The 13180-nt window shown below is 53.6% G+C and carries 12 protein-coding genes; 8 read left to right on the forward strand and 4 right to left on the reverse strand.

Annotated elements, in window-relative coordinates; all coding sequences use genetic code 11:
* Positions 1-42: 42 nt before the first annotated feature.
* Entirely contained in the window at positions 43-2034 is a 1992-nt protein-coding gene (locus PY990_RS09695) for a two-component system sensor histidine kinase NtrB (protein ID WP_275271430.1), read from the forward strand.
* Entirely contained in the window at positions 2021-2689 is a 669-nt protein-coding gene (locus PY990_RS09700; RefSeq protein ID WP_275271431.1) for a response regulator transcription factor, read from the forward strand. The genes PY990_RS09695 and PY990_RS09700 overlap by 14 nt, the downstream gene beginning before the upstream one ends.
* On the opposite strand, the gene PY990_RS09705 is transcribed toward PY990_RS09700, so the two are convergent.
* From PY990_RS09705 to PY990_RS09715, 3 genes are all read right to left on the reverse strand, one after another.
* Positions 2668-3234, reverse strand: a complete 567-nt coding sequence (locus tag PY990_RS09705) for a hypothetical protein (protein ID WP_275271432.1) — start codon at positions 3232-3234, stop codon at positions 2668-2670. The two genes, PY990_RS09700 and PY990_RS09705, sit on opposite strands and share 22 nt — an antisense overlap.
* Positions 3231-4619: a chloride channel protein gene (locus tag PY990_RS09710; protein ID WP_275271433.1), complete on the reverse strand. Its 1389-nt coding sequence runs from the start codon at positions 4617-4619 to the stop codon at positions 3231-3233. Before PY990_RS09710 ends, PY990_RS09705 begins: the two co-directional genes overlap by 4 nt.
* Before the next feature lie 125 nt (positions 4620-4744).
* Positions 4745-6646 (reverse strand): DEAD/DEAH box helicase, encoded by a 1902-nt coding sequence (locus tag PY990_RS09715; protein ID WP_275271434.1) that lies wholly within the window; start codon positions 6644-6646, stop codon positions 4745-4747.
* Between the two features lie 361 nt (positions 6647-7007).
* On the opposite strand from PY990_RS09715, the gene PY990_RS09720 reads away from it, so the two are divergent.
* The 5 genes from PY990_RS09720 (at position 7008) to PY990_RS09740 (ending at position 10341) form a co-directional block, all read left to right on the forward strand.
* Positions 7008-7598: a hypothetical protein gene (locus PY990_RS09720; protein ID WP_146106542.1), complete on the forward strand. Its 591-nt coding sequence runs from the start codon at positions 7008-7010 to the stop codon at positions 7596-7598.
* Between the two features lie 75 nt (positions 7599-7673).
* Positions 7674-9125, forward strand: coding sequence for a D-alanyl-D-alanine carboxypeptidase/D-alanyl-D-alanine endopeptidase (gene dacB, locus PY990_RS09725; protein ID WP_275271435.1), 1452 nt, complete (start codon positions 7674-7676; stop codon positions 9123-9125).
* A gap of 101 nt (positions 9126-9226) precedes the next feature.
* Positions 9227-9526, forward strand: a complete 300-nt coding sequence (locus PY990_RS09730; protein ID WP_275271436.1) for an ElaB/YgaM/YqjD family protein — start codon at positions 9227-9229, stop codon at positions 9524-9526.
* A 9-nt stretch (positions 9527-9535) separates the two neighbouring features.
* Positions 9536-9934, forward strand: a complete 399-nt coding sequence (locus PY990_RS09735; RefSeq protein ID WP_255411411.1) for a phage holin family protein — start codon at positions 9536-9538, stop codon at positions 9932-9934.
* Positions 9931-10341: a hypothetical protein gene (locus PY990_RS09740; protein ID WP_275271437.1), complete on the forward strand. Its 411-nt coding sequence runs from the start codon at positions 9931-9933 to the stop codon at positions 10339-10341. Before PY990_RS09735 ends, PY990_RS09740 begins: the two co-directional genes overlap by 4 nt.
* On the opposite strand, the gene PY990_RS09745 is transcribed toward PY990_RS09740, so the two are convergent.
* Positions 10319-11902, reverse strand: coding sequence for a UbiD family decarboxylase (locus PY990_RS09745; RefSeq protein WP_275271438.1), 1584 nt, complete (start codon positions 11900-11902; stop codon positions 10319-10321). The genes PY990_RS09740 and PY990_RS09745 overlap by 23 nt on opposite strands.
* Positions 11903-12319: 417 nt before the next feature.
* Here PY990_RS09745 and PY990_RS09750 point away from each other — a divergent pair, with 417 nt between their 5' ends.
* The gene (locus PY990_RS09750) at positions 12320-13180 is read left to right on the forward strand and encodes a lytic transglycosylase domain-containing protein (RefSeq protein ID WP_275271439.1); all 861 of its coding nucleotides are present in this window, start codon (positions 12320-12322) and stop codon (positions 13178-13180) included.

Genomic DNA, 13180 nt, shown 5'->3' on the forward strand with positions numbered 1-13180 from the left:
ATGCTCTGAAATCTTTTCGTCATTTCGTGGCACTATCCAGCCATGCAAGTGTTCGCCCCTTATGAGCCCAATTTAAAGAAGATCAAGCGCCGCCAAGCCATGAGGTTTGGCATGCCTGTGCTTGTTTTTTCACTTTTGATGGCTTTGCTGGTGGCCGCAGTTTACTACGCCCAGCAAGATGAACGTGACCAAAACCAGGCAAAACTGATTGCGGATGCGTTGTGGGCTCGTCAGAACATTCAGTTTCAAGTGGGTGGCTTGATCAATTCCTTGCAAGCGTTAACAAACGATTCGCTCATCTATCCGTCGGCACGGCTGGCTGCAAGCCTGAATCAGTTGAGCCGTAGCTCTGGCGAATTGGTCGCGGTGTTTCGTGGTCCAGAGCTGGTTCCGATTGTTAACCTGGAAAATAATTTTGACGAATACGATTTAGAGGCGGTTCGCAATTTGATTTCAGCGCCAGTCAATCAACGCTACGAGTCTCGCCTCGACGGCCTGGTTGGGCCTTTTTTGTTTCAAGGGCGGCACTATGTGGCCAACGTCAGTGTGGCCCAGCGTGGAGATGCTGTGACTGCGGGTCTGATCGATCTTGACCTGATGCTTGAAAAAGAGTTGCCCTGGTGGTTTGCACAAGACAACCAGGTTGAACTGCTGGATGCAAGTGGTGCCATTTTGTCGCGCCTGGTCAAAGCCAGCCCGGGCGCTGGCGTGTACATGCACACCACCTCACTGGAACTCGGCGGGCTGCAATTTCAACTCAGGGTCAACAGCATTCAAGAAGGTCCTCGATTGTTCAACTATGGCATTACCGGCGCATTGGCATTTTTGCTCTTGTTGCTGTTGCTGAGTTTCATCATGTTGTGGCGAGACTCCCGCCGCCGTCTGGAAATTGAAGCTCGCCTGGAAGAGGAAAAGTTGTTTCGTCAGTCCATGCAAGACTCCATGGCCGTGGGTTTGCGTGTGTGGGACTTGCAGGGTTTTATTCGTTATGTGAACCCGGCATTTTGCAATATGGTGGGTTACAAACCCGAAGAACTCATCGGTATTCCACAACCCTTGCCTTATTGGCCCAGCAAAAGCACAGAGGAATACAAAAGGTTGGTGGCCGATGTCATTTCAGGCAATGCCCCACCGGAAGGGTTTGAAACCATTTATCAGCACAAGAATGGCAAGTTGATTGATGTGCTGATTGTGGAAGCGCCGCTGAAAGACGGCCGGGGCGTGCACACCGGGTGGATGAGCTCGGTCATCGACATCACCGATCGCAAACGTTCGGAATCCTTGATTGCCGAGCAGCGCGAAAAATTGCAAGCGGCCTCTCGATTTGCCTTGGTGGGTGAAGTGGCCTCCAATATTGCGCATGAATTGAATCAGCCACTCGCCACGATGGTCTCTTATGCGCAGGCCGGCATGAATTTAAGCCAGCGTGGTGCCAGTCTTGAAATGTATGGCCAGTTATTTGAAAAGTTGCGCGATCAGGCGCAGCGTGCTGGCCGTGTGGTGGGGTCTGTTCAAAACCTGGTGCGCAAACGCAAGCCCACGCGTGAAAATGTTCGTGTGGCCGATTTGATCGATTCCATTCAGTTCATGGTCAATTCCACTGCCATGCTTCACCAGGTCCGTTTGCATTTTGACATCGGTGTACCCGATTTCGTGTTGTACATCGACCGAATCATGGTGGAGCAGGCCTTGGTGAATCTGGTTAAAAATGCATCTGAGGCGTTCACTGCCTCGCAACGAATTCGCAATGTGTGGATACGCGCGCGTCAGCTGGAGAACTCCTTTGAATTTTCAGTACGCGATGATGGCCCCGGCTTGAGCTTGAACAACACTGAGAAAATGTTTGAGGCTCTCGTGTCGACCAAACCCGATGGGTTGGGGCTGGGGTTAAGCCTATGCCGCTCTGTGGCTGAATCTCATGGTGGTCGCTTGAAAGCCGAGGCTGTGCCTACTGGTGGCACCTGTTTTACAATGGACTTGCCGATGGCAGTCAAAGAATCCATGGAAGGAGAGCAGTCAGTTGGAGCCAACTAAAAAAGTACAGGTGTTGCTGCTCGATGATGATGACGATTTGCGCGAGGGCATGAAGTGGATGTTCGAGACCGTGGATCTTCCCATGCAGGGCTTTGCAAATTTCGAAAGCTTCAAGTCCAGGCTAGATGAATATGTCGGCAGTGATGCTGAACTTTGCCTGTTGCTCGACTTGCGCATGCCCGATATGTCGGGTCTTGAGGTGTTTGAGTGGTTGAAACGCAGTGGCTACAGCCTTGATCGTTTGCCCGTCATTTTTCTCACCGGGCATGGCGATATTTCCACTGCTGTTGAGGCTGTTAAAAATGGTGCATTCGATTTTTATGAGAAGCCCACCACTGATCAGCGTTTGATTGAACGGGTGAAACAGGCACTTCAAAAATCAGGCGAGTATCTGGTTAACCTGGAAGTACTGAAACAATGGTCCGAGCGAATTGACCGCCTGTCGCCTCGCGAAAGAGAGGTGATGTTTCTGGTGGCCAAGGGTAAGCTAAACAAGGTAATCGCCTCTGAATTGGACATTTCCATGCGCACAGTTGAAGTGCACCGTGCCAATGTGTTTGACAAACTCAAGGTGCGCTCAGCTGCGGAGTTGGCCACTCTGCTGAGCCGCCTCAGCGACCGCCTTGGCTTTGATCAGTTGGCGGGGCTGGAATAAATTTCCACCATATTGGGTAGGCGAACTGCATCACCAAACAGCGGGCTCGACGTGTCAGGGTGCAGTTCCAGCACCAAGGCTTTGCGGGCCAGGCGGTTGTCCCTGAAATAGTGTTGAACTGCATCCAGCCTTTGGCTGGCCACAGCGAGATCAAGTTCAGCACTGCCCCCGGTTTGTGTACTGGATCGAATCAGGATCGGGCCAGATCTTCCTGCCTTGGTGGCGTTATTCAAGGCCTCGAGCTTGGGCAGACAGTTCGGCGGAATTTCAGTTTGTCCCGGCTTGAAATGGATCAGCAATTCAAGTCGCCGGTCTTCTCTGCGAAGAGTCAGCGCAGCTGCGGTACTTTGAGACTCTGAAAGTGCGCTGACCACACCGTTGAACAGGTCAAGCGTGGGTTGGTAGCCACAGTGCATTTCTGGATTACTTAACCGTTGAATCACGCTGTCAATTGCATTTGCTGGTTTGATCGAACACAGCACGGCAAGCGCCGACAATCCAACAATTTTTCCCGCACCGCACTTGGTGGTTGAGCGTTTGCTCATTTCTTGTCGTCGAGGCCAGAGGTTTCAGCAGGCTTTGCTTCCGATGCTGATTCCGGTGTTGGCGCTGGTTCTGTCTGAGCAAAGCTCACTTTGATTTGATTGGCAAGCAGGTGATAAATGGACGCAGGCAAAATGCGTTTGCTAACCTGCGTGGAGATGGCCGATACGAAAATCAGCGGCATGACCAAATCATGGTTGTCGACCATTTCCAGCACAATCACAAAAGCGGTAATCGGGCAGTGCGTGACTGCGGACAAAACACCGACCATGGCCAGCAGCATCAGTGGGGCGGTCTCGCTGTTGGTTAGCCCCGCAAAAAAGTGACCGAAACCCGCGCCAATGGACAAGGTGGGTGAAAATACACCGCCCGGTATGCCGCTGGCAAACGACACCACCGTTGCCACCATTTTCGTAAGCCAGAACATGGGTGAAAGTTCTTCACTGTCCTGAAGTGCAGCTTTTGTTTCTTCATACCCCGCGCCGAATACCTCGGCACCAAACACCAGAGCCATCAAGGACAGCACGACCCCACATCCGGCTGCAAACCGGTAAGGAAAACGGCTGCGCAAACCACCCAGAAAGCTGGTGCTGGACACCAGAATCAACATGCTCCGCCCGTAAAGACCGCCTACTATTCCGGTGAGAATTGCCAGAGTAAAGATAATCAGCCATTCTTGCCCCCAATCAATGGTGGCGTTGGAATAGCCAAAATATGAGTAGTTACCTTGAAGAATCAGTGCGACCAAGCCGGCCAGCACAATCGCCATCAGCAGGGCCGATGTATGCCGCATTGTTTTGCGGCGCCCCAATTCCTCAAAAGCAAACATCAAGCCGCCCAAGGGGGTGTTGAAGGCTGCAGCAACCCCGGCCGCACCGCCTGCGATGATCAAGGAGCGCGTATCAAATAACTTGGCGATGTTGGGAAAACGACCGGCATAGGCCATGAGTGCTGCGCCAATTTGAACCGTAGGGCCCTCGCGCCCGGCGGCTGCGCCCGCTGCAATCACGAATGGGGTAATCAACAGTTTGCCCAGAAAAGCACGTGGGCCCAGAAGCCTCTCCATCAAACGTGGTTTGGGGTGTTTGGTTACCTTGATGGCCTGCGGAATGCCACTGCCGCCAGCGCCCCAGAAAATGGTGTTGACCAGCCACAGAGCAATTGGAAACACAATGGGAGGCAAGAGCAGCGCGACCCACATGTGCTCGGCAAACAGTTCTTTGTTCCACTCGCCTGCAAAGTCAGACATCCATGCGAAACCCACCGCAAGAAAACCCACCAGCAGGGAAAAGGCGTAGATGACGGAGACAATCATGCCTCGGTCTGCCATGAAACGTGAAAGTCGAGCGCTTTGCGCCAGCCACTTGCTTTTGGAATTTGGCCGCACGGTAGGAGGTTTCCTGCTTGGTTGGTCAACAAGCTTTAAATTGTCGCATAAAAACAAAAAACCCTCAGGCTTTCGGCTGAGGGTTTTTCTCGGGGTTTCCCCCGTGCTGCTTTTACGCTGCTTTTTTAGCCAGCGCGGCGGCGGCTGAAACCACCACGGTCACCCATATTGCGTGCCGCGTTTTCCTTGCGGGCACCAGAAGCATGTTCGCGCTTGGGGCCTGAGGGAGCAGTTGTACCTTCGGCGCGGAAGGCTGGGCGAGCACGCTCTTCAGAGCGTGGGAAGCTTGGGCGCTCTGCGTCACGGTTCCACTTTTTAGGCGCATCGGAGTTGCCTGAAAAGCCGGAAGGCTTGCGGTCACCAAAGGAGGGCTTGTCGCCAAACGACTTGCGCTCACCAAAGGGTTTGCGATCGCCGAATGAAGGCTTGTCACCAAACGATTTGCGTTCACCAAAAGGCTTGCGATCGCCGAAGCTGCGCTCTTCACCTTGAACAAACGGCTTGCGGTCGCCAAAGCTGCGCTCTTCGCGGGCTTCGTAAGGTTTGCGATCACCGAACGACTTGCGCTCACCAAATGCGGGCTTGTCGCCGAACGATTTACGCTCGCCGAATGCTGGCCTGTCGCCATACGATTTGCGCTCGCCGAAAGCAGGCTTGTCGCCATACGACTTACGTTCGCCGAAGCTGCGCTCTTCGCGCGCTTCGAAGGGCTTGCGATCACCGAAAGAAGGCTTGTCGCCGTATGTTTTGCGTTCGCCACCGCCAAAGCTGCGGCCTTCGGAACGACCACCGCCGTTGCCTGCATAACCGCCGCCACTGGAACGACCACGGCCACCGCCAGGCTTGCCGCCACCACGGGGCGCTTGTGTGAAGTTGCCGCGTGGCTCCAAGCCTTCCACTTGTTCTTCGGGAATACGTGAATTGATGAAACGCTCGATGCCGCGAACGCTGATGATGTCGCAGGCTTCAGCCAATGTAACCGCAACACCACTGCGGCCAGCACGGCCGGTACGGCCGATGCGGTGCACATAGTCTTCCGACTTCATGGGCATGCCGTAGTTGATTACATGAGAAATTGCAGGCACATCCAGGCCACGGGCAGCAACATCCGTTGCAACCAATACCTTGATGTCGCCTTTGCGAACGCTGGCCAAACGGCGGTTACGCACCACTTGTGGCATACCACCGTGCAGTGCGCAGGCGCGTACGCCTTCGTCGGCCAAATCGCGGGCCAGGTTTTCAGCATCAATTTGTGTGCTGGTAAATACAACAGCCTGAACCATGTCAGGGTGCTCCAGCCAGTGGTTCAGCAGCTTGCGCTTGTGGCCACGGTTGTCAGCCCACATCAGTTTTTGAGCGATGTCGGTGTTGGCTTCGTTCTGAGCCGCCATTTCAATGCGCTTGGGGTTGTTCATGATATTTTCGGCCAAACCAATAATGCGCTTGGCAAAGGTGGCGGAGAACATCAGGGTTTGAATGCGGTTGCCGCACAGCTGGTCGATCGCTTCCAGGTCTTCAGAGAAGCCCAAGTCAAGCATACGGTCTGCTTCGTCAACAATCAGGGTGGTGACCGTGCTCAGGTTCAATTTGCCCTGTTGGGCCAAATCGAGCAAGCGGCCGGGTGTACCCACAACAATGCGCGCACCCCGCAGGCTGGCCATTTGCTTGCCGTAAGGCATGCCACCAACCACGGTTGCTACACGAACACCCTTGGTGAATTTCACCAGGTTGATCGCGTCTTGGCTAACCTGTTGGGCCAATTCACGGGTGGGGCACAACACCAAGCATTCTGGGCCGGCCAGCATTTCCATGGGGCTTTGTTCGCCGGTCATCATGCGATGCATGACGGGCAGCAGGAAGCCGAAGGTTTTTCCGCTACCGGTTTGGCTGGAAACCATCAGGTCGCCGCCGTCTTTGCCCAGGGGCACGACTTCTTGTTGTACGAGTGTAGGGGCAGTAATGTTTAAAGCATTCAGGGCTTGCAGCAAAGGCGCGGCAAGACCCATGTCATCAAATGACATAGACATAATAAAAGTTCCAATTCGATGTGGACTTAAAAATTCATCGACGAACAGAAATAAGACGACGCGGCTAGGAACTAGATTGTTCCGGATGGTCGCAAGAGAACTGGCGGCGATGGGCAAAGCACAGCTTCAAGAGCTTGTGCCAACAAAGGCAACCCAACGCGGTCCAATGGTGAGAATCGTAAAACGACCCGTTGATTTGCAATCTGGAGCGAAGTCTACTGGTTTTGGGTGCAATGCACAAGAAAAGATTGTGGGTAAAACCACAATTAGAAGAAAAACACCAACATCCCCGCACTTGCCTATCAATTTTTCCGGGATCCGGACGTTATCACCTGTAGAGGTAGTCAATCAGGACTGGATTATGAGAAAACTGAAGATATTGATGGTGGCAGGTGCTGCAACCATGCTGAGTTCATGCGATCTGTCGCAGATCCCGGGCCTGACAGGCAAATTGTCGATGGAAGACAGCAAGGCGGTGGGTGCGGCGTGCAGACATTCTGGCCGCGCACTGGAAGATTGTTTTACCTTGAACCCAAATACACACCAGTCCGGTGTGTTTGAGGGGTGGCGCGATATGAACGATTACATGTTGGCCAACGAAATCGAGGTAGTGAAACCCGAGATTCGGAATTCGGCTTTCAAGCAGGAAAGGACTTCACTTGGTTCGCCTGATCTGCAGGCCACACCGGCTGATCCTGGTTCTGCGCCGGTGGGTAGGCCTGAAGAGGCAGTTCCGCTGGCGCAGGGACGGCAACGCTGGTTGCCCAAGGGTGTTGAAGATCCGGCTGCAACAGACTCTGCTGTGGCTCCGTCCGCCCCTGTGGGCAAGGCCGATGCCACCGTGGCTGCTCCTGCGGTAAGTGCGGAAGAGGCTCCCACTCAAGAGGCGCCTGCGGCAGATTCGCCGTCGAGGCCATGGGAGCGTAAAAAGGACCCGAAGAAACACACCTGAGGACAGTGGCTGCCCGCAACAAGGTGGCACGAGTGATATCCTGAAAGTTCACAATTGCACTTCAGGATTTCACGCGTGTCAGTTCGCAAACTAGGTGGTGTACTCGTCCTTTTTAGCTTGGCTTGGCCACAAGCCGCATGGTCTAACGCAGTTGATCCTCAGGTTCGGGCTTTTCCTTCCAGCGTGACTCAGGCCTTTGTCAAAAAAGGCATTGCATCAGACGATTTCACAGCATACGCATTGCCCATTTCACCTTTCGTCCACCGAAAGCCGCAAGCTTACGCGCATGGTTCCAGTCAACTGGTCAACCCGGCTTCAGTGGCCAAGGTATTTACCACTGCGCTGGCTTTGCAAAAGCTGGAATCCACTTATCGTTTCAAAACAGGGTTTCATGCGGATGCTGAACCGGTAGACGGTGTTTTAAATGGCCCTTTGTATATCAAAGGCAGCGGCGATCCTGCGTTTTTGAGTGCAGACCTGTGGGCTTCACTTCGGCAACTTCGGACCAAAGGTGTGGATGTAATCAACGGCCCGGTTGTCTTGGATGACTCAGCGTTTACTGAACAAATGCCCAGCCTTGGCCTTGCTGAGGAAGATGCGTTTGATGACGCGCCTCACCGTGCCTACCATGCCCAACCCGATGCCTTGTTGCTGAATTTTGGCGCCATGTCGATTGACCTGAAAATCAATGAAAACACGGTTGTGGTTGTGCCCGAGGAAGCACCCAAAGACTGGGCTTTCGTATCAGAAATCAATTTGATTGCTGGCGTTTGTGGTGCTTGGAAGAACGGCATGTCAGTAGACTTTTCAAAGGCCGGGCGCAATGTAGTGGTGACAGTGAAGGGGAATTACCCGCGTCGTTGCGGTCAGTCGCGCTTGCCCATTCGTGTGCCCGCGCAGGATTGGTTGTGGGAATCCTGGGTGAAGGAAATCTGGTTGCAGTCGGGTGGCAAGTTTGCCGGGCCACAAGGCGGTCAAGTGATCAAAGGGGTAACACCAGCCAGCACTATTGCTCTTTACACGCATTATGGAAAACCACTGAGCGACCTGATCAAGCAGATCAACAAATGGTCCAGCAATGTGATGGCTCGTCACCTTGAGTTGGCGGTGGCAGGCACGCCCGAGGCCTTCAATGCTCAACTCAAGGATTGGTTGAAGTTGCAGGGCATTTCATCAAATGACTGGTTTTTTGAGAATGGCTCGGGTTTGTCCCGCAACACACGGATTGATGCCAAAGGATTGGCCGAGTTCTTGAGAAATATGGCGGCTCGATCCGATTTTCCCGATTTTCTGGCCAGTTTTCCGCGCGCCGGTGCGGACGGCACACTGCATCGACGCGTGAACAATCTAAATGGATTCGCCTACCTGAAAACAGGAAGCCTCAACGGCGTACGTTCTTTGGGGGGGTACCTGCGAGACCGGGAAGGGCAGTTGTGGGCGGTTGGTATTTTGGTGAAAAGCCCGAGGGCTTATGACAGTTGGGGGCCCATGGAAAGCTTGCTTGAGTTTTTATACAGAGCAGAATAATTCAAGCCAAAATGATGCGCTTGCCTGCAAGCCTTTCCCAATCTGGGTTTTCCTTTGTTAGACTGGGTTATTACTTTCATTCACCAGCACGAGGCCAATATATGGACAACAGCAAAGACAAACTCTTTAGTGATATGAAAATTGTGTTGAGCGACGCCGAAGACCTGTTGAAAGCCGCAGCGTCATCCTCAGGCGAGCGCGCAGTCGAATTGCGTGAAAAAGCGCTGGTCAGTTTGCGTCGCGCAAAAGAGGTGATGCAAGACGCCCAATCGGCTGTAGTCGAAAAAGGCAAGGCCGCGGCCCGTGCCACGGATGACTATGTGCATGATCACCCCTGGAAAGCAGTGGGTATTGCGGCAGCGGTGGGGTTCGTATTGGGTTTGATTGTTAACCGTCGTTAAAGGCTGGCTGTGCTAAATCCAAATGCAAGGGCAGCACTGAAACGGGTTGTGGCCAGTTTACTGGGTATGACCCAAACACGCCTCGAGTTAGCCGGTGTCGAGTTGGCTCAGGTTCGTCAGACCACCGTCCGTACCGTGGTTTGGTCGTTGCTTACGGCTTTGGCAGCTGCATTTGCGTCTTTGTTTGTTTGCATTCTGGTGATTGCCCTGGCGTGGGACACACACCGCTTTCTCGCAATCGCCGGTTGCGCAGCTTTCTATGTCGTTCTGGGTGTGTATTTTTATGTCCAGTTAAAAGACACCCTGGCCTCACAGCCCCCATTGTTTGAGGCAACATTGGCTGAGCTGGGGCGCGACAAGCAAGCGGTGCTTGACAGTTTGGGCGGTGAGCCCCGGGAGCAGTCATGAGCAAAAAATTTGATGCCCTGGAAGCACGCAAAGAATTGTTGATGATGAAAGCCCAACTGGAACGCATGGAGTTTGGCGGGCAGGTAGATGCCTTGAAAAAGGAATTTGCCTGGGTCAATGTATTCAGGCAGTTTGGTGGCTGGCTGGGGCAGCGCAACATGCGTGCACTGGGGCCGGTGGCTAGCTTGGGTGGTCAATTTTGGCAAGAGGGCTTGAAAAAGTATCCCCTGCTCGGCATGCTGGCCTCAACGGCACTGCTGCGTTTTCGACAGCCCATTTCCAAAGTGGCTTTGCGCGCCGGTTTGGGCGCTGTAGCCCTTGCAGCAGGCATGTTCTGGTTTCAAACGAGAGGCCCTTGGGCTTCCCGTTCGTCTACGCAGCCTTCTACAGACCCAAGCGACTCATAAGTTCTCGCACACGTTCGTCCAGGTTGGGGTCTGGCTGAATGCTTCGGCCCCATTCACGCGTGGTTTCTCCGGGCCATTTGTTGGTGGCGTCCAGTCCCATTTTGCCACCCAGCCCACTCACTGGGCTTGCAAAGTCGAGGTAGTCAATCGGGGTGTTTTGTATCAACACGGTGTCCCGCACGGGGTCCATTCGGGTGGTGATCGCCCAAATAACCTCCTTCCAGTCGCGCGCGTTCACGTCGTCGTCCACGACCACAATAAACTTGGTGTACATGAATTGGCGCAAAAAGCTCCAGGCGCCCATCATCACTCGTTTGGCATGTCCGGCATACGCTTTTTTCATGGAAATTACCGCCATGCGGTAGCTGCAGCCCTCGGGAGGCAGGTAAAAGTCCACAATTTCCGGGAACTGCTTTTGCAGTATCGGCACGAACACCTCGTTTAGTGCCACACCCAATACGGCAGGCTCATCGGGTGGTTTGCCAGTATAAGTGCTGTGGTAAATGGCATCGTTGCGCAGTGTAATGCGGTCCACCGTGAATACGGGGAACCAGTCCTGTTCGTTGTAGTAACCGGTGTGGTCGCCATATGGGCCTTCCAGTGCGCAGTCCCAACCCTTCAGGTATTCGGGCACAGGTGGGGGTTCTCGAAGCACGGTGACACCGTCACGTATCTTGGGCACTTCGCCGTCGGTTCTGCCTTTGCGGGCGGCCACGGCAATTGGGTGCTCATAGGGGTAAATGTGACCTTCCAGCACCATTTCAGCCTCAGCCGGCACCTGTAGTTCATTGCCTTTGCAGGCTACAAGCTCGGTGCGGCTGCCGCGCAGTAAACCAGCAAACTGGTATTCCGAAAGGGTGTCGGGTACAGGCGTGACCGCACCCAGAATAGTGGCTGGGTCTGCGCCCAGGGCCACTGAAATTGGAAAAGGTTGGCCGGGATACTTCAGTGCATGGTCGCGAAAATCGAGCGCACCGCCCCGGTGGGCGAGCCAGCGCATAATCAGCCGGTTTTTGCCAATTTGTTGTTGACGGTAAATACCCAGGTTTTGGCGTTTACGATTTGGGCCTTTGGTGACAACCAAACCCCATGTGAGTAAGGGGGCTGCATCATCGGGCCAGCAAGTCCAAATGGGTATCCGGTTCAGGTCAACGTCGGGGCCCTCTACTACGTTTTCTTGGCACGGTGCTTTACTGACCACTTTAGGGGCCATTGACAGCACCTGTTTCACCAAAGGCAACTTGTCCAGTGCGTCTCGCATTCCCTTGGGTGGTTCAGGTTCTTTCAAATAGGCCAAAGTGCGGCCAATGTCCCGCAGCGCCTCGGTGTTGCTGGCGCCCATGCCCATGGCCACACGTTTTGGTGTGCCAAACAGGTTGCCCAATACGCGGTGTTTGTAGCCTTCGGGCGCGTCAAACAACAAAGCCGGGCCTTCGGCGCGCAGCACTTTGTCGCAAAGGTGGGTCATTTCCAGAATTGGACTGACCGATTCGGGTACTCGCTGAAGTTCACCTTCTTTGTAGAGTAAATCGATGAAGTCTCGAAGGTTCTTGTATCGCATTGTGAAAAAAACTGCCTGTTTGTGGTCCGAAAGGAACAGTTAACAAGAAATTACAACCCACACCTAGAGGGCTTTTTCAAGCCCCCCAAAAGCGCATAAGGCCTAGCGATGGGGGTAAGTTCTTGTTTTGAGTAGAAAGACTCTACCAGATTTTGGATTGACCCCTGCCCGGGTTGACCCTAGAATCCGGTCAGCTTTGTGACAGGTATCACCTAAGTCACACAAACGCAGTTGGAGGGCAAAATTTGGGGGAACTCAAGTCTGCCTAACTTCATCTTAAGAGTGCTTTAACCATGCAGTACTTGTTGTAGTTGGTTAAAGCAGAACGTTCTGCCTCACGGACAAAATGGAGGCAGATGCACCGCTGAGTCAAACAATGCAGGGTTAAGCCTGCGTTTGCGTAGCAGAGGAGGTTGCATGAAGCAGTACGAAACCGTTCTGAGCGTGAATGGCCGGCAGGTCCAGTCTCAGAATTTACTTCAATCTTTGAAACATGCCTTCACCGGTCTCGGTGTGGCAACGTCAGTTCTGGTGGCAGGTGCAGTGGCAATTCTTCTGTCCAACGCTGAACTTCGCAGTCAGGTGTTTTTCTCTGCCCCCGTGCAGGCAATTTTCGCCACTGAAATCGATTTGCTCAGCACTGGCCTTGCAGCCGGTGGTGCTGAGGTGGTCAACAACACAAGCAAGGCTTCGGCGACCCCGTCGGGTGCCAAAAACCTGATGCCTGTGAAGTTCAATTCGGTTGATTCGAGCAAACCGCTGACGGCAGGCCAACGTCAAATTACCTCGTATTTGGCCAAGCGCTACAGCGTATCGCCCGAGGCAGTGGAGTCTATTGTTCGTTTGGCCTATAAGGTTGGCAAGGAAGAAAAAGTAGAGCCCACCCTGATCCTCGCGATTGTGGGTATCGAGTCCTCTTACAATCCATTTGCGGCAAGTCCGGTGGGTGCGCGTGGTTTGATGCAGGTCATGCCCAAAATTCACAAAGACAAGTTTGAGGCTTTGTCGCCGGGCGACTGGTCACCCCTGAATCCTGAAATGAACATGCGTGTTGGTGCGAAAATCATTCGCGAATACACCCGCCGTACGGGGTCCGTGAGTGCTGGTTTGCGCTGGTATGTCGGCGCAGCCATTCACGGCAACGATGGTGGTTATCCTGGCAAAGTGTTGGCGCTGAAATCGCGAATTGATTCAGCCCATCAACAGGGCAGTTTGGTTGCCTCGCGTGAAAACAACCAAAAAGTATCGGCCGTGTCTGTGGCTGGTTCGGAAGGCTAA

This window comes from Limnobacter olei (assembly GCF_029087225.1).
GTDB lineage: Bacteria > Pseudomonadota > Gammaproteobacteria > Burkholderiales > Burkholderiaceae_B > Limnobacter > Limnobacter olei.

Excerpts from the sequence above, each read along its gene's own strand:
- PY990_RS09740 (WP_275271437.1), top strand. The coding sequence starts at position 9,931 with ATGAGCAAAAAATTTGATGCCCTGGAAGCACGCAAAGAATTGTTGATG.
- PY990_RS09745 (WP_275271438.1), bottom strand. The coding sequence starts at position 11,902 with ATGCGATACAAGAACCTTCGAGACTTCATCGATTTACTCTACAAAGAA.
- PY990_RS09705 (WP_275271432.1), bottom strand. The coding sequence starts at position 3,234 with ATGAGCAAACGCTCAACCACCAAGTGCGGTGCGGGAAAAATTGTTGGA.
- PY990_RS09715 (WP_275271434.1), bottom strand. The coding sequence starts at position 6,646 with ATGTCTATGTCATTTGATGACATGGGTCTTGCCGCGCCTTTGCTGCAA.
- PY990_RS09695 (WP_275271430.1), top strand. The coding sequence starts at position 43 with ATGCAAGTGTTCGCCCCTTATGAGCCCAATTTAAAGAAGATCAAGCGC.
- PY990_RS09750 (WP_275271439.1), top strand. The coding sequence starts at position 12,320 with ATGAAGCAGTACGAAACCGTTCTGAGCGTGAATGGCCGGCAGGTCCAG.
- PY990_RS09720 (WP_146106542.1), top strand. The coding sequence starts at position 7,008 with ATGAGAAAACTGAAGATATTGATGGTGGCAGGTGCTGCAACCATGCTG.
- PY990_RS09730 (WP_275271436.1), top strand. The coding sequence starts at position 9,227 with ATGGACAACAGCAAAGACAAACTCTTTAGTGATATGAAAATTGTGTTG.